Annotated in this window: 14 protein-coding genes; 6 read left to right on the top strand and 8 right to left on the bottom strand. The window is 69.9% G+C overall.

Annotated features, from left to right (window positions below):
* Positions 1-180: 180 nt before the first annotated feature.
* The gene (locus tag FK529_RS11800) at positions 181-483 is read left to right on the top strand and encodes a WhiB family transcriptional regulator (protein ID WP_146561311.1); all 303 of its coding nucleotides are present in this window, start codon (positions 181-183) and stop codon (positions 481-483) included.
* 94 nt (positions 484-577) lie between these two features.
* Here FK529_RS11800 and groL read toward each other — a convergent pair whose 3' ends face one another.
* The 4 genes from groL to FK529_RS11780 form a co-directional block, all read right to left on the bottom strand.
* Entirely contained in the window at positions 578-2,185 is a 1,608-nt protein-coding gene (groL, locus tag FK529_RS11795; RefSeq protein ID WP_146561309.1) for a chaperonin GroEL, read from the bottom strand.
* Positions 2,186-2,282: 97 nt separating this feature from the next.
* Positions 2,283-2,582, bottom strand: coding sequence for a co-chaperone GroES (groES, locus tag FK529_RS11790; protein WP_068522534.1), 300 nt, complete (start codon positions 2,580-2,582; stop codon positions 2,283-2,285).
* A gap of 252 nt (positions 2,583-2,834) precedes the next feature.
* Complete coding sequence (locus FK529_RS11785; protein ID WP_146561307.1) at positions 2,835-4,583, bottom strand: DUF2339 domain-containing protein; 1,749 nt, start codon at positions 4,581-4,583, stop codon at positions 2,835-2,837.
* Positions 4,584-4,630: 47 nt separating this feature from the next.
* Positions 4,631-6,196 carry an MFS transporter gene (locus FK529_RS11780; protein ID WP_146561305.1) on the bottom strand — a complete coding sequence of 522 codons (1,566 nt, stop codon included), beginning with the start codon at positions 6,194-6,196 and terminating at the stop codon, positions 4,631-4,633.
* 61 nt (positions 6,197-6,257) lie between these two features.
* Between FK529_RS11780 and FK529_RS11775 the strand changes: the two genes are divergently transcribed.
* The 4 genes from FK529_RS11775 to FK529_RS20720 all read left to right on the top strand — a co-directional run bounded on the left by FK529_RS11775 (position 6,258) and on the right by FK529_RS20720 (position 11,279).
* Positions 6,258-6,725, top strand: a complete 468-nt coding sequence (locus tag FK529_RS11775; RefSeq protein WP_146561303.1) for a MarR family winged helix-turn-helix transcriptional regulator — start codon at positions 6,258-6,260, stop codon at positions 6,723-6,725.
* A 195-nt stretch (positions 6,726-6,920) separates the two neighbouring features.
* Complete coding sequence (locus FK529_RS11770; protein ID WP_205124385.1) at positions 6,921-8,252, top strand: type III PLP-dependent enzyme domain-containing protein; 1,332 nt, start codon at positions 6,921-6,923, stop codon at positions 8,250-8,252.
* Positions 8,249-9,670 (top strand): APC family permease, encoded by a 1,422-nt coding sequence (locus FK529_RS11765; RefSeq protein WP_205124384.1) that lies wholly within the window; start codon positions 8,249-8,251, stop codon positions 9,668-9,670. The genes FK529_RS11770 and FK529_RS11765 overlap by 4 nt, the downstream gene beginning before the upstream one ends.
* A gap of 4 nt (positions 9,671-9,674) precedes the next feature.
* On the top strand, positions 9,675-11,279 hold the full coding sequence (locus FK529_RS20720) for a PucR family transcriptional regulator (protein WP_146561299.1): 1,605 nt from the start codon (positions 9,675-9,677) through the stop codon (positions 11,277-11,279).
* A gap of 128 nt (positions 11,280-11,407) precedes the next feature.
* Here the strand turns inward: FK529_RS20720 and tsaD are convergent, their stop codons facing one another.
* The 4 genes from tsaD to FK529_RS11740 form a co-directional block, all read right to left on the bottom strand.
* On the bottom strand, positions 11,408-12,442 hold the full coding sequence (gene tsaD / locus FK529_RS11755; protein ID WP_146561297.1) for a tRNA (adenosine(37)-N6)-threonylcarbamoyltransferase complex transferase subunit TsaD: 1,035 nt from the start codon (positions 12,440-12,442) through the stop codon (positions 11,408-11,410).
* Positions 12,439-12,903, bottom strand: a complete 465-nt coding sequence (gene rimI / locus FK529_RS11750; protein WP_146561295.1) for a ribosomal protein S18-alanine N-acetyltransferase — start codon at positions 12,901-12,903, stop codon at positions 12,439-12,441. Before rimI ends, tsaD begins: the two co-directional genes overlap by 4 nt.
* Positions 12,896-13,471, bottom strand: coding sequence for a tRNA (adenosine(37)-N6)-threonylcarbamoyltransferase complex dimerization subunit type 1 TsaB (gene tsaB / locus FK529_RS11745; RefSeq protein WP_146561293.1), 576 nt, complete (start codon positions 13,469-13,471; stop codon positions 12,896-12,898). Before tsaB ends, rimI begins: the two co-directional genes overlap by 8 nt.
* Before the next feature lie 63 nt (positions 13,472-13,534).
* Positions 13,535-15,664 carry an HNH endonuclease signature motif containing protein gene (locus FK529_RS11740; protein ID WP_158635106.1) on the bottom strand — a complete coding sequence of 710 codons (2,130 nt, stop codon included), beginning with the start codon at positions 15,662-15,664 and terminating at the stop codon, positions 13,535-13,537.
* Between the two features lie 90 nt (positions 15,665-15,754).
* Here FK529_RS11740 and FK529_RS11735 point away from each other — a divergent pair, with 90 nt between their 5' ends.
* On the top strand, positions 15,755-16,387 hold the full coding sequence (locus FK529_RS11735) for a 4a-hydroxytetrahydrobiopterin dehydratase (protein WP_146561289.1): 633 nt from the start codon (positions 15,755-15,757) through the stop codon (positions 16,385-16,387).
* Position 16,388: the final 1 nt, after the last annotated feature.

Raw genomic sequence — 16,388 nt, 5'->3', positions numbered from 1 at the left:
TCCGCGGTCCCACACCGAGGTCACGAATGAACACGACGTTAATTCTCACAGTGATCGAATCACCCCCCGGATACCACAGTGTGGGTTGACCTTCGTCTAGCGAACTGCCTACGGTGAGAGCGCGAGAGGAACAACGACGTTTCCACGCCCGCGAGAACGCCGAGTGTCTGGAGAATGCGCATGCCTCAACCCAACGAACTCCCCGGTCCCAACTCGGACTTCTGGGACTGGCAGATGCATGGCGTGTGCCGCGGGGTCGACAGCTCAGTGTTCTTCCATCCGGACGGCGAGCGCGGCCGCGCCCGCGCCCAGCGCGAACGGCGCGCCAAGGAGTTGTGCCGCACCTGCCCCGTCCTCACGCAGTGCCGTGCGCACGCGATCACCGTCGCCGAGCCCTACGGCATCTGGGGCGGGTTGTCGGAGTCGGAGCGGGCTGCCCTCGCCTCCAAGACGCGGGTCAAGACCGGCCGCATCGCGGGCTGACCGCACTCCCCAAGAACACCCCCAGGAACGCCGAAGCGCCCCCGACCTCGCGGTCGGGGGCGCTCCTGGCTCGAGCGGCGCTCGGTGCTGCTCGCTAGTGCGAGTGCCCCGCGTGCGCGTCCTCGGGCTCCTCGGCCGGCTTGTCGACGACGGTGGCCTCGGTGGTGAGGATCATCCGCGCCACGGACGCGGCGTTGACCACGGCGCTACGGGTGACCTTGACCGGGTCGATGACACCGTCGGCGATCAGGTCGCCGAAGGCCAGCGTGGCAGCGTTGAAGCCCTTGCCGGTCTCGACCACCTGGTTGACGACGACCGCGCCGTCCTCGCCCGCGTTGGTGGCGATCCAGAACAGCGGGGCGGTCAGCGCGCGACGGAAGGCCCGCACACCCAGCTTGACATCGCCCTCGGCGCCGTCCTCGAGATCTGCGAGCTGTGCGCCGACCTTGACCAGGGCGGTGCCGCCGCCGGAGACGATGCCCTCCTCGACCGCGGCGCGCGCGGCGGAGACGGCGTCCTCGACGCGGTGCTTGCGCTCCTTGAGCTCGGTCTCGGTGTGCGCACCCACGCGGATCACGGCGACGCCGCCGGCGAGCTTCGCGAGACGCTCGGAGAGCTTCTCCCGATCCCAGTCGGAGTCGCTGTTCTCGATCTCGGCCTTGATCTGCGCCGCGCGCTGCTTGACGTCCTCCGAGGAGCCCGCACCGTCGACGATGGTGGTGGCGTCCTTGGTCACCTCGACGCGCCGGGCGCTGCCCAGCAGGTCGATCCCGGCCGTGGCCAGGCTCAGCCCCAGGTCGGTGTTGATGACGGTGCCGCCGGTGACGATGGCGAGGTCCTCGAGGAAGGCCTTGCGGCGATCACCGAAGAACGGCGCCTTCACGGCGACGGCGCGGATCGTCTTGCGCAGCGTGTTGAGGACCAGCGTCGACAGGGGCTCGCCCTCGACGTCCTCGGCCACGATGAGCACAGGCTTGCCGGTCTCGACGATCTTCTCCAGAAGCGGCAGGAAGTCGGGCAGCGACGAGATCTTGTCGCGGACCAGCAGCACGAGGGCGTCGTCGAAGACGACCTTGCGCTCCTCGAGGTCGGTGACGAAGTTCGGGGAGATGTAGCCCTTGTCGAACTGCACCCCCTCGGTCACGACGACGTCGGTCTCGACGCCCGAGCTCTCCTCGACGGTGACGACGCCGTCGGCGCCGACCTTGCCCATCGCGGCGCCGATCATCTCGCCGAGCTCGGCGTCGCGCGAGCTGACGGTCGCGACCTGCGCGATCGCCTTCTCGCCGTCCACCGGGGTGGCCTGCGAGACCAGGATCTCGGCGGCCTTGTCCGCGGCGGCGGCGATGCCCTTGCCGAACTCCATCGGGTTGGCGCCGGCCGCGACGTTGCGCAACCCCTCCTTGACGATCGCCTGCGCGAGCACGGTGGCGGTCGTCGTGCCGTCGCCGGCGATGTCGTTGGTCTTCGTGGCGACCGACTTCACCAGCTGGGCGCCCAGATTCTCGACCGGGTCGTCCAGCTCGATCTCCTTGGCGATGGTCACGCCGTCGTTGGTGACGACGGGGCCGCCGAAGGCCTTGGCGAGCACCACGTGGCGGCCACGGGGACCGAGGGTGACCTTGACGGCGTCGGCGAGCTGGTCGACACCGGCCTCCAGGCTGCGGCGCGCCGACTCGTCGAATGCGATTTGCTTAGCCATATTTCAAAGCTCCTCAAGCTCTGCGGAAACGGCCGGACCGCCCGGCCCCGGCGGTTTCCCAGGGGCCGGGCGGTCCGGAATTCGCACGAATGCGCCGTTACTTGCCGATGACGGCCAGGACGTCGCGCGCGGAGAGCACGAGGTACTCCTCGCCGTTGTAGTTGAACTCGGTGCCGCCGTACTTGCTGAACAGCACGGTGTCACCCTCGTTGATGCCGGTGGGAACCCGGTTGCCCTGCTCGGTCACGCGGCCCTCGCCCACGGCGACCACGGTGCCGGTCTGCGGCTTCTCCTTGGCGGTGTCCGGGATGACCAGGCCCGACGCGGTGGTGGTCTCGGCCTCGGTGGCCTTCACCAGGATCTTGTCGTCAAGCGGCTTGATGTTCACGCTTGCCACAGTTCGCCTCCATGTGTGGGAAATCGGTGTCATGTTGTCTGGCCCGAAAGTCACAGCCGTCGTCGCGGGTGCCGGCGTCACCTTGTGCGTGCGGGATGCCCCGCTCGCACGAACCACTTAGCACTCTACCGATGGGAGTGCTAGCACTCAAGGGCGGTCTTCCGACAACTCAGCGGGCAAGGCGATCCGCGGGGCGAACCCGCAGTTCACCGACGAGGAGGCCGAGGGTCGCGCCGCGATCCTGCGGTCCCGTCAGGCGACGCGGCGCCCCCGCTCCGACCGCGCGGCGTAGGCGGCGCCGACCCCGAGCAGGGTGATGCCGACCAGGAGGAAGGCGATCACGCGCACCGCACCGTCGAGGGCGGCGAGGTCGAAGAGGAAGAGCTTCGCGACCGCCCCGCCGATCAGCGCGAGCCCGGCGACGCTGCCGGCCGCGCCCCAGTCGTGGCGACGCTGCAGCAGCAGGTACGCGCCGGTGGCGATCCAGGCGAGGGTGGCGGCGCCGTGACCCCACCGCGCCCCGTCCGCGCCGCCGAGCGCCCAGCCGAGGTTCGCGAACAGTGCGGTGGCCGCGCCGAGGACCGCGACGCCGCAGACCACGCCGGCGAGGTTCCGTGAGTCCGCGGGCAACTGCGGCAGCAGGCGCCACGCGGCGAGCACGGCGAAGGCCAGGGCGAGGACCGCGGTCGCGAGTGCGGGGGCCGTCCCCGCACCGCGCCGCACGGCGTCGTCGAGCAGGGTCACGGTGGGGCCGTACTGCTCGAGGGCCGCCGCGAGGCCGAGGCCGCCGAGGACCACTCCCGCCCAGCAGGCCGACGGTTCGCGGCCGGCCGCCAGGAGCGCGCCGACGCCGAGCGCGAGGATCACGGCGGGAAGCGACGCGGAGGGCGTGGCGAGAAGGGCGCCGATGAGTGCGGCGAAGGCGGCGACGCCGAACCAGACGCCGCGGACCGCGGGTGCGGTACCGGGCATCAGGCCGAGCGCGATCGTCGCGGCGGCAAGGGCGACGGCGGCGAAGGCCGCAGCCCAGTCCGGCGCTCCGATCATCGCGAGCAGCACGGGCGCCGACGAGACGATTCCGGCGGCGATCAGCGCCCACGACCGTCCGGCGCGGGCTTCCGGGTCGGCGGCGGCCACCAGGCCGACGACGGCGCCGAGCACCGTCGCGCCGAGGATCGGCAGGGCGTCGGACGGGCCGGCGGCCAGCGCCAGCACCCCGAGGGTGAGCGAGGTGCCGGTGGCGCGGACGAGGTGCAGGGCCGGCCAGGCGGCCGGCCGGGAGACACCGATCGACGCGATCGCAAGGATGAGGGTGAAACCGGCGAGCAGGTAGGCGTTGTCGGCGAGCGGCGGCGCCAAGAGGTACACCGGCGCGTACAGCGCGATGCCGAACCACTGACTGCGCCAGCGCATGGCGAGGGCGAGGCCGCCGAGCGCGATGAGGCCGGAGACAGTGAGGCCGACGATCGGGGGCACCCATTCGTAGATTCCCGTGACGGCGACGGTGTCGAGATAGGCCGCGGCCACGCCGGTGGCGGCGAGGGCAGTGGACCCGAGGCGGCCGTCGGGGCGTCGGTGGAGCCAGAGCGCCGCGCCCAGGAGGCCCGCGGAGAGCGCGGCGCCGAGGCCGACGCGGACCGCGGGGCCGAGCAGCCCCGCGTGCGCGGCGAGGACGAGGAGCAGCGCGACGCCGATGAGCGTGACGAGGACACCCGCGCCGGCGAGCACTCGCGCGACCGTGAACACGGGCGGCCGGACGCGGCTCGGCCGCGGCGGAGCGGGAGCCGGGAAGGGCATCGGCGACGGCGGCACCGGCTGGTGTGGGGTTACGGGCCGGGCCGCGGGCGTCGGCCCGGCCCCCTGGGCGATGAGCACCGGGGCGGCGACGGATCGCACGCCCGCGAGCTCAGCCTGCATCCACTGCAGGCGCCGGACGGTGATGTCGAGTTCGGTCGCGAGCCGGGCGATCCGAGGATCTGTCTGCGGGGCGTTCTGAGGCATGCCCTTACGCTGCCGCGCCGGGGCGCGGCGCGGCAGCGTAGGACTACCTAGTCGGCGGCGGTACTTCCCACCTCCGCCTTCGCCCCGGCGGCCGGCTCGGGAACGGCGACGGCGGCACCGTCGGACCGCCCGGGCCGGGCGAGCGCGAGCACCGAGATCGTGCCGGCGAGGCCGACGAGGGTGAGCCCTACGACGACGGCGATGGCGGTGGTCATGCCCGGCAGGAGCTGGCCGGGCAGTGCCTCGCTCCCGGCGCTGGTGGTGATCGCGGTGACGACGGCCATCATGACGGCGCCGCCCACCTGGATGAAGGTGTTGAGCAGCCCGGAGGCGAGGCCCTGCTCGTCGTCGTCGACGCCCTCGGTGGCCTGCGAGTTCACGGCCGGGAAGGTGAGGGCGAAGCCCACGCCGAGCAGCAGGATCGTCGGGAACAGGAACAGCCAGTAGCTGGCGCCCGCCTCCGCGCGGAGGAACCAGACGTACGCGCCGAGGAAGGCGGTGAGGCCGATCGCCACGAGGACGGTGCTGTTCACACGGTCGAGGACGGCGTCGATCTTGGTGGCCGAGGCCACCACGAGCAGGCCCGCGGGGAGGAAGGCCAGGGACATGGCGACGGGGCTCCAGCCCAGCGAGTCCTGCACGTACAGCGTGACCAGGAACTGGAACGCCGCGTAGCCGCCGAACATGACGAAGCCGGCGAGGTTGGCGTGGACCAGCCGGACGGAACGCAGGATGCCCAGCCGGACCAGGGGGTGCCGGTGCTTGGCCTCGATGACCACGAAGGCCACCGCGAGCAGCGCGGACACGGCGAACAGGGTCAGCACCGTCGGCGACGCCCACCCGAGGTGCGGCGCCTGGACCACCGTGTAGACGAGGATCAGCAGGGCGCCGGTCGAGGTGACGGCGCCGGCCACGTCGAAGCGCTTGAGCGCGAAGGTCTCCGACGGTGCGGTGCGCGGGATGACTTTCCAGCCCAGCACGACGAGGGCGAGGGCGATGGGGCCGGGGAAGAGCAGGGTCAGCCGGTAGGAGACCTCGGTGAGCAGTCCTCCGAAGACCAGGCCCATGGAGAAGCCGGAGGCTCCGGCGACGGTGTAGATGGAGAAGGCCTTGTTGCGGGCCGGCCCCTCGGCGAAGGTCGTGGTGATGATCGACAGGCCCGCCGGAACGGTGAAGGCCGCGGCGACGCCCTTGACGAAGCGCAACGCGATGAGTGCGGCGGGCAGGTCGACGAAGGCGGTGGCGACCGAGGCCACGCCGAAGACGAGGACGGCGCCGAGGAAGACGGGCCGCCGGCCGATCAGGTCGGCGGCGCGGCCACCGAGGAGCAGCAGGCCGCCGTAGCCGAGGACGTAGCCGGAGACGATCCACTGCAGGGACGACGGGTCCATGCCGAGGGCGGCCTTGATGGAGGGCAGTGCCACGCCGACCATCGAGATGTCGAGCGCGTCGAGGAACAGCGCGCCGCAGAGGACGAGGAGAAGCAGCCAGGTGCGGGAGGTCCACCCGGAGGCGGTGGTGACGTGGAGTTCTTCCCTCCCGGGGTTCGGGTTCGACGGTGCTGTCGGGGGTTCGTGTGTCGTGGTCACTCCGGAGACTCTATGCGCACGCATTAAATGTGTCTACATTTATTGCGGAGGAATATTTTGCGTCGGTCAGGTGTAAGATGCGGACATGAGCGTCAAAGGCGAGGTCGGTCCGGTCGAGGTGAGCACGTGCACCCCCGCGGACGACGCACTGGCCGAGCAGTGGCATCGGCTGATGCGCGACTACTCCCGCATGACCTGCGCACTCGACCGCGCCCTCGCGGAGCACGAGCTGACCTCGTCCGAGTTCGAGGTACTCGAGCAGCTCGAACGCGCCCGGACGGGCGCCCTGGAGGGCGGCGAGAAGGTGCGGATGGCCGACCTCTCCGAGCACGTGCACCTCTCGCAGTCCGCCCTCTCGCGCCTGGTTGCACGATTGGAGAAGGACGGGCTCGCGTCCCGCACCATGTGCCAGAGCGACCGTAGGTCCGTATTCACCTCGATCACCGACCGCGGACGCGCGCGCTACGAGGCGGCGCGGCCGACGCAGCGCGCGGTGCTGCGCGCCGAGTCGGCCGAGTGCGAGATGCGGGAGTACCTCTGCGGCGAGGAGTGACCCGGCGATTGCTGCTGCTCGGCCTGAATGGCGTTGGAGGATCCGACGAGTAGACGCCTCGATCTTCGGTGTTACTTCCGATGGCAGCGGCAACCTGCGTTGATAGCGTTTGCAGATCCCAGAGCATCTGACCATAGGACGGCAATGACATCCTTGGATCCTGCGCGTCGACGCGAACACATTCTGCGCACGGCAGTGTCACAGGGCCTCCTTGCGCGGGATGCGGACCCCCTCGCGGCGTTCGTCGATATGGACGCGCTCGAGCACAACGTCACGGTCCTTCATCGAACCTTTGAGAGGGCCGTGCCCGCAGAGGGCGGCGTGCTCCACGCGTTCGCCGCAAAGGCGAACTGTCTCGTGCCAGTCCTGAAGTTCCTTCGAACCCTCGGTATGGGGTGTGAGGTGGCGAGCGAGGGGGAACTCGCCCAAGCAGTCGCCGCCGGGTTCGAGCCGGAATCGATCGTCTTCGATTCGCCCGCAAAGACGATGCCGGAGCTGCGGCAAGCACTCGCCCTCGGTGTCGCGCTCAATGCGGATAATTTCCAGGAGCTCGAGCGGATCCGGACCCTCCGGGAGCAGTTGCGCTCGACGTCCAGGATCGGCGTCCGCATCAACCCGCAAGTCGGTCTCGGCGGCATCGAGGCGATGAGCACAGCCGGGCGGACCTCGAAGTTCGGCATCGCCCTCGACGACCCCGGGAACCGCGAGCGCCTACTCGCGTGGTTCTCCGACCACCCTTGGTTGACCATGGTGCACGCTCATGTGGGTTCTCAAGGATGTCGTTTGCCCTTGATCGCTGATGGGCTCCGCGCAGCGGTCGACTTCGCCGAGGAGGTCAACCGCCTCGTCGGTCGGAGGCAGATCTCGACGGTCGACATTGGCGGCGGTCTGCCCGTCGACTTCGAGACGGACGCCGCGGTCGAGTCGCCTTTCGCCGAGTACGTCGGCGTGCTCCGTGACCGAGTCCCGGAGCTGTTCGATGGCCGCTACTCGCTGATCACAGAGTTCGGCAGAACAATCGCGGCGAAGTACGGTTTCATCGCGGCGTTCGTCGAGTACACGAAGACGGCTGGCGGCTCGCGCATCGCGATCACGCACGCAGGTGCCCAGACTGCGACTCGCACGGTCTTCATGCCGGAAGCTTGGCCGATCAGAGTCACGGCCCACACCCCCGACGGCGGGTTCAAGCGTGGCGACCGCGCGCCGCAGACCATCGCCGGCCCTTGCTGTTTCGCGGGAGATCTCACTGCGACGAACCGCGAGCTGCCGATACTGGAGCCCGGCGACATCGTCAGCTTGCTGGATACGGGCGCGTACTACTTCTCCACCCCGTTCTCCTACAACTCGCTGCTCGAGCCGGGCGTCTACGGTGCTCGGATCGACGACGGCGGGAGCGTTCGTTTCGTCGTGCTCCGCGAACCGCAGACGATGAGTCAGCTTCTGCAGCGAACGGGAGCATCGCTGCTGAACGGCGACGCCGGCGTCGTCTCGCCCAGACCGGAAGAAATCCAGAGGACCCGCCGATGACCAGTTCCTTTCCCGCTGTCTCCGACGGCCCGCCCCAGCCCCACGCGCTCAAGCGCGTCATGGGTCCGAAACTGCTCTTGCTCTTCATCGTCGGCGATATCCTCGGAACAGGCGTCTACGCCCTGACGGGCACAGTCGCAGCCGAAGTCGGTGGAGCCGCATGGGTGCCGTTCGTCGTGGCCTTTGTGGTTGCGCTACTCACCGCATTCTCGTACCTCGAACTTGTCACGAAGTACCCTCTCGCGGCGGGCGCGGCTTTGTACACGCACAAGGCCTTCGGCATCCACTTCGTCACCTTCATGGTCGCGTTCGCGGTCATGAGCTCGGGACTAACGTCGGCAGCGACCGCGTCGCGGGCTTTTGCTTTGAACCTGTCCGCAGCCTTCGGCCTGGACCCGTCAGTCGCGCTCGTCACGGTCGTGGCAGTGGCCTTCATGCTGTTGCTGGCCGCCGTCAACCTTCGGGGTGTTGGCGAGAGCGTCCGCCTCAACGTCGTGCTCACGATGATCGAACTGTCCGGGCTCTTGCTCGTGATCGTCGTCGGGCTGTACGCCATCCTCGGTGGTCGTGCCGACCATCTCGAGCAAGTGGTCATGTTTGAAACCGCGGACGGGAAGAACGCCTTCCTTGCCGTGTCCGCTGCAACGTCCTTGGCCTTCTTCGCCATGGTCGGTTTCGAGGACTCGGTGAACATGGCGGAAGAAACGAAGGATCCGGCACGGACCTTCCCTCGTGTCATGCTGATCGGCCTGAGCATCACGGGAGCGATCTACGTGCTCGTCGCGTTCTGCGCGGTTGCACTGGTGCCTGTCGGAAGCCTCGCCGACGGTGACACGCCGCCCCTCGTGCAGGTCGTCGCTGCCGCAGCCCCCGATCTCCCTTTCGCGCAGCTCCTGCCCTGGATTTCGATGTTCGCCGTGGCCAACTCCGCACTGATCAACCTTCTGATGGCGAGCAGACTGGTCTATGGCATGTCCCGGCAGGGTGTGCTGCCCTCTTTCCTGAGCCGAGTCTCGGCTCGGCGCCGCTCGCCCTACACAGCGATCGCGCTCACCACCGGAATCGGCGTCGCTCTGACTACGGTCGTCGGCCTGATGGACGCCAACGCGATCGCAACCCTGGGCGGCACGACGGCGCTCCTTCTGCTCGCCGTCTTCTGCATCGTGAACATCGCGGTCCTCGTGTTGCGCCGCGACCACGTGCCCGGTAAGCACTTCGTCTCGCCGTCGTGGGTTTCGATCACGGGAGCCGTGCTCTGCGCTTGGTTCGTGCTTCCGTTCTCCGGTCGCGCGCCCGAGCAATACGCTGTGGCAGGCGTACTGCTGGGTGTCGGAGCGCTCCTCTGGGGCATGACCTGGCTCACGAACAGGTACGTCCAGCGCCGCGCGACGAGCAAGGCTTCCATCGACACGAGATAGCACTATGGATCAATCGCCCCCAGCGCTCGACGACGAGCTCGCTGCACCGACGCTCGACACCGTGATGGAGGTTGCCACCGGGGGTCTACTCCGACCCCTGGGTCCGTTCGCGGCAAACGCGGTACCGGTGCGCAGACTCAACATCCTCGATGACGACGAGCCGCACCTCAGGCCAGGCGACATCGTCCTCGCCGTCGGCCTTCCCGCGGCCAACGTGCCGCGCATGCTTGCCGACGCTCGCGAGGCCGGCGTCGCCGCCGTCATCATCAGCGGACCAGCTGCGACTGCACTGCCCCAGCACCTTGCGGAGAGTGGCATCGCGGTCTTCAGTCGGTCGTTCTGGGACTCGTGGGAGGACGCTGCCGTTGCGCTCCGCTTGGCGCTCGCAGGCGCATACCAACGAGTGCAAGCACCAGCTCCCGGCGTCGAGCTGGACGACCTCGACGGACTCGCTGACTTCATCGCCGAGCAGGTCGGCGGCTCGGTCACGATCGAAGACCTGCGCTCAAACGTGCTCGCGTACTCGTCGAGCGACGACGAGGTGGACTCGTGGAGGCGCAACGCCATTCTGCGGCGCCAGGTGCCCCAGGAACGCGTCGCCGCGATGGCCGACACGGGCTTTCTCGCGGCGGTTCTCGCGTCGCACGACGTGGTGCACCGCCCAGCCGACGATGGCCACCCTGAACGGCTCGTCGTCGCGATTCGCGCCGCAGAGGAGGTGCTGGGGTCGATCTGGGTCGCGGATCTGCGCGTTGATGTCGCTCAGGCCACGGCCGCACTGCAGCGGATCGCACCGCTGGTTGCCGCCCATCTTCTGCACGCCGCCGCGGCGAAGGCGGGCCGCCAGCGCAGTGCGACAGCCGAGATCGAGGAACTGCTCTACAGCACCACAACGACGCTGTCGGCCGCGGCGACACACACCGATCTCTACACCGACGGTCCCGCGATCGTCCTGCATCTCGTGTGCTCTCCAGACGCCGAGATTCGCGCGAACCAACCCCGCGTCTCGACCCTCTCCCGCGTCGTCGCGGCCGATTGCGGCTGTCGGGTTGCACCCCTCTGGAAGGACTCCGAGCTTCGTCTTCTGTTGACAGATTTCGCCTCCGTCGCCAGCGCTGAGCGGGGCGGATGGAAAGTTGCGCAAGCCCTTGCGGAACGCCCCGAACTGGGTGCGAGGACACCTCGTATCGGTGTCGGTGATGCAGTACCGACCCTCCGTGAAGCGCCGGCATCGCGAGCATCGGCAGAACTCGCATCCGACGCTCTTCGATTCGCGGGACGGAGCGGAGCTGCCCGACTCATCGATGTCGCGGAAAGCGCTGCGTTGCAAGCGATCGACCACCAACTCCGGGGGATGGAGTTGCCGACATCGACCCCCGTCGATCACCTGCGATGTCACGACCAGGAACACGGCACGGACCTCGCGCGGACGCTGCGGGTCTATCTCGACGAGTTCGGCAGCGTGTCGGCGACGGCAGCCGCCCTGGGCTACCACCCCAACACCCTGCGGTACCGTCTGGGAAGAATCCAGGAGATCTGCGGCATCGATCTCGGCGATCGCGACGCTCGGCTGCTCGCCCAGATTCAGCTGTCACTCCTGCACCCATGACGAGTCGCGCCTGCACCGACGGCGCCAGGAGGGAGCTCCGACCGCGACGCGGCGGGCTCGAGCTGGAGCAGTCCACTGATCGCGTTCCGCGCCACCGCGCCAGGTGGTCCTGAGCGCCCCGTCGCCCGTCAGAGCTTCGTCCGGGTGACGGACAGCCCCGGGTCGGTGGCGGCGCCGAGGTCCGTCGGGGTCGGGTCCGCGTCGATGACGTGCGCGCCGAGTGCGGCGATCATCACCCCGTTGTCCGTGCACAGACGCGGCTTCGGCACGCGCAGCTCGATCCCGGCGGCGTCGCAGCGCTCCTGCGCGAGCGAGCGAATGCGGGAATTCGCGGTGGCGCCACCGCCCAGCACCATCGTTTCGACGCCGACGTCCTGCGCGGCGCGGATCGCCTTGAAGGTCAACACGTCCGCGACGGCCTCCTGGAAGGAGGCGGCGATGTCCGGCACGTTCAGCGGCCGGCCGGCGGCGTTCTCGGCCTCGACGTGCCGCGCGACCGCCGTCTTGAGCCCACTGAAGGAGAAGTCGTGCCGCGCGTCCTGCTGCCGGGTCATGGCGCGCGGGAAGCGGATCGCCTGTGGATCGCCTTCGCTCGCCAGCTCGTCGATGACGGGGCCGCCCGGGTAGCCAAGGCCGAGGAGGCGGGCCACCTTGTCGAAGGCCTCCCCCGCAGCGTCGTCGACGGTGGTGCCGAGCTCGGTGATCGGGGCGCCCAGGTCGGTCACGTGCAGCAGATGCGTGTGCCCACCGGAGACGAGCAGCGCGACGCAGGGCGGCATCGGGCCGTGCTCCAGAGTGTCGACGGCGACGTGCCCGCCGAGGTGGTTGAGGCCGTAGAAGGGCACGTCCCACGCCGCCGCATAGGCTTTCGCGGCCGCGACGCCCACGAGCAGGGCGCCGGCGAGGCCGGGGCCGATGGTGACGGCGAGCGCATCGGGCCGGTCGACGCCGGCCGTGGCGAGGGCGCGGCGCATCGTCGGCACGATCGCCTCGAGGTGGGCGCGCGAGGCGACCTCGGGGACCACGCCGCCGTAGCGGGCGTGCTCGTCCTGCGACGAGGCGACCTCGTCGGCGAGCAGCCGCGCCGTCCTCGACTCCGGGTCCCAGTCGACGATGCCGACGCCGGTCTCGTCGCACGAGCTCTCGATACCCATGACGATCACTGCCGGGCCTCCCTTTTCATGGTGAAGGCGTCGGCCCCGGAGGGCCGGTAGTAGTTCTTCCGCACCCCGACGGTGGCGAATCCGTTGCGCTCGTACAGGGTCCGCGCGGTGTCGTTATCGGTGCGCACCTCGAGGAAGACGGCCCCGCCGTGCCGATCAGCCTCGTCGAGCAGGGTGCGCAGGAGCGCGTACCCCACTCCCCTGCCCTGGTACGCGGGGTCGACGCCGATGGTGAGGACCTCGGACTCGGGGAAGAAGGTGTTGCCCAGCAGCCCGATTCCGGCGTAGCCGACGAGCCTGCCGTCCGCGCCGTCGTCGCGGGCGGCGAAGAAGCGGGTGTGCCGCTCGGGCGTGAACGCCGAGGCGGGCCAGGGACTGTCTCCGGCGAACAGGACGGTCTCCAGTTCAGCGCAGCGCTCGGCCTCGTCGGGACGCAACGGTCCGATCGGGATATCAGACACGCGCGGCCGTTTCGACGGCGTCGGGGCGGCGCAGGTAGAGCGGCACGAGCGGCTGCGGATCGGTGCCCAGCAGGTCTCGTCCGACCGCGACGAGGCTCGCCGGTGTGGGCGAGCCTTCGACCACGCGCGCACCCGCGACGTCGAGTTCGGCGGGCTTGATCACGCCCGGTCCGGCCGTGCGGACCCCGTCGACGTACCGGGCCCAGTAGACCTCCTTGCGACGAGCGTCGGTCACCACCACGACGTCCCCCGCCTCCCCGTGCGCAATGGCGTCGAGGCTGCACACACCGTGTACCGGGATGCCGAGCGCGTCGCCGAACGCCGCGCCGGTAGCCATGCCGACCCGCAGTCCCGTGAAGGGACCAGGCCCGCACCCCACGACGACCGCACCCAGATCGGCGCGGTCCAGCCCGGCCTCCGCGAGGCATTCGAGGAGGTAGGGCACGAGCACCTCGGCGTGGCCGCGGGCGTGGGTGCGGTCTCGGCGGGCGAGCACGGCGCCGGTCTCGGAGTCGACGATGCCCACCGTGAGCGCCGGCGTGGCGGTATCCAGGGCGAGCACGTGCATACTTGCAGGTTACCGCCTCGTCGTCGCGCACCCCGAATCCGCTCGGGCGTCAGTGCGCCTTCGTCAGAAGGGCGGCGGGCCGTCCGGCGGCGGGTGATGCGCGGGGTTGCGCCCGGCGAGGACGGCGGCGAGGTGCTGTTCCACGGCGCTGACGTTCTCGCCTTCCGCGCGCTCCCGGGCGAGAGCGTCGAGATGCGCGGCGCGGAGGCGCTCGCGTCGGGCGTGTTCCTTCTGGAGTCGGGTCGGTCCGCCGGGTGGCGGGGCCTTGCTTCCACCGGGCCTGCCCGAGACGGGCGGGGTGGTCCACGCAATACGTGTCAGGTCGGGGAACAGGCCGAGGGTCGTGCGGGTGGGATCGACGATGACACGTTGGCCGGTGGGGCCGAGCCAGAGGATACGGCCGTCGGGCAGGCGGGCGTCGGTCCACAGGCCGGCGGTCTTGAGCTGGTGGTGCGGCACGCACAGCGGCTGGCCGTTGCCCGCCGTGGTGGCGCCGCCGCGGGTGGGGTCGCGATGGTCGTACTCGCGGGCGTGGTCGAGCTGGCAGCGTGAGGCGGACCGAGTGCACAGCGGGAAGACGCAGCGCGGGTAGAGCAGCGTGAGGTAGCGGGTGAGGTCTGCGGAGAACCGGTACCCACTGCTTCCCTGCGCGATCACCAGCGCCCGCGGGCCCGCGGGCGCTGGTGGCCCGTTCGGCGCCGGCACCCCGGACAGCGCGTCCGAGGCCGTCGGACCGGAGGCGGCGACTGCGGGCACAGTGCTCCCCCGCGACCCGGCGGAGGCTTCCCGAGCCTGCCCGGCCGAATCACTCTCCCCGGGTTCGGCTTCCTCGATCGGGACGGGCATCGGATCCGGCGCGCCGCCCTCCGCTAAGTCATCGGCGGCGCCGGCGGGATCGGCGATCACAGCGAGGTCCGCGTGACAGCATCGGGCGGCCAGCAGCACACTCGCCGGTGCTCGGCGCGCGATGTCGATGCCCGCCGCACGGAACCGCGCCGACCTAGGCGACCGAGGCGACGGCCGCTGCGCGGGAGCCGACGCGTCGTCCGGGCCGCGGTCCGCGTCTACGGCAGCTGCCCCGGTGGCCGATGCCTCGTCGGACGCGATCGCAGTGGTGTCGACTGCGCTCGAATCGGCGAGTTCCTCGCCGAAGGGACGCAGCACCGCGTCATCGCGGGCTGCGAGATCGCGTGCGTACTGCGCGGTGATGGGGCCGTGCCCGATCAGGAAGCCCGCGCCGGTGTTCTCCGGGTCGGAGAGGGTCTTCTCGTTGACCACCACGTGGATCAGCGTGCGGTACCGGGTCACCACCCGGACGCCCTCATCCTCGTCCCCGTCGTCGCCGACCGGGCGGGCCTCCCGCAGCGGGCATCCCGGCACCTCGCACCAACAGCCCAGCGTCGCGAAGCCGCGGACGAGCATCATCAACCCGTCGGCCCTTCGCTGCGGCACCGTGCGCGGATCGGAATCGCACACCGTGCTGGCGATCTCATCCACCCGCACTCCCAGCTCGAGGCCCTCGTGCGCGGTCAACAGCGCGTAGGCCGCGGCCATCCCATCCTCCGCCGGCCGGAACGTGACCCGGCGATCCTCCTCCGCCATCCGCCGTCGACGCTCCGCCGCCGCCGGATCGATGTCGTGCACCAGGCGATCCGCAGCCTCCCGCAAGGCGGGCACCGACATCAACGCCAGCGGATCCGCCGTCAGCAGCTCGGCGAGGCGCTCGTCGAACTCGATCGCCTGCCCACCCGTCAACGCTCGCGCGCGACTGAGAGCCTCCATTCCGCCACGCGGGGAGATCACGCCGCGACCGATCAGCGCGAACACCCGCGGCAGGCGTTCGACGAAACCCACCGCCTGTTCGATCACCGTCTCCGTCGCAGTCGACCCTATCCGCAGGGCCACCGAGACCTCGGCCTTCACCGCTTCGTACGCCAGCGAGAGTTCCCGCCGCACCGCATAGAAGTCCGAACCCCCGATCGGATCCGAGGCCAAGAACGCCGACTCCCGCTCGCCGTAACGGTCTCGGAACAGGGCGTACACCGCCGATACCGTCCGGCAGAAGGCGACGTTCTCGCACCGTCGCTGATCCACCAGCACGGCCCCGAGCTCCCCCGACCCCACCGCACCGGCGACGAAGGCCGGGGGCACCAAGACCTCCGGAAGGTTCGCCAACGCGCCGGTTACATCCATACCCTCATCGTACTCTTGTTCGATTTGAACGCAAGAGCCGAACGTACTGGTTTTCGCGAACTTGTCGGTGCCGGGGCGCATCATGGTCCCATGAGCGAGAACACCGATCCCCTCCCTGACTGGGCGCCGCTCGTCCACGGCCTGCGCACCCGGTTCCGCACCCGAGACTTCACCGCCGGCCTCGAGCTGGTCACCGCCTTCGCCGCCGCAGCCGAAGCCGCGAACCACCACCCCGACCTCACCCTGCGCTACGGCACCGTGGACGTGCTGCTCTACAGCCACGACGCGGGAGGCGTCACGGACAGGGACCGACGGCTCGCCGCCCGGTTCTCGGAGCTCGCCCGCGAACGGGAGGTCACCGCGAGTCCCGGGGAGTCGTCCGTGATCGAGCTCGGCCTCGACACGGCGGACGCAGCGGGGATCGCACCCTTCTGGTCGGCCGTACTGGGGGCCGAGATCCAGAACGACGACGGCTACCTCGAGGTCCGCACGCACGGGGCCGACGCGATCCTGTGGTTCCAGCGGACCGGCGCGCACGAGACGCCGCGGCAGCGTTTCCACCTCGACGTCTGGGTCGATCCGCGCGAAGCACGAGGTCGTATCGATGCGGCCCTCGCTGCGGGCGGGACCCTGGTCTCCGATGATCAGGCACCCTCGTTCTGGGTACTCGCTGACGCGGAGGGCAACAACGCCTGCATCTGCACCGCCGCCGGCCGGGCCTGAT

Origin of the sequence: Tsukamurella asaccharolytica, from assembly GCF_007858435.1 — a bacterium.
Classification (GTDB): domain Bacteria; phylum Actinomycetota; class Actinomycetes; order Mycobacteriales; family Mycobacteriaceae; genus Tsukamurella; species Tsukamurella asaccharolytica.
The sequence above is the reverse complement of the archived record's forward strand: the minus strand, read 5'-3'. Positions and strand labels throughout refer to the sequence as shown.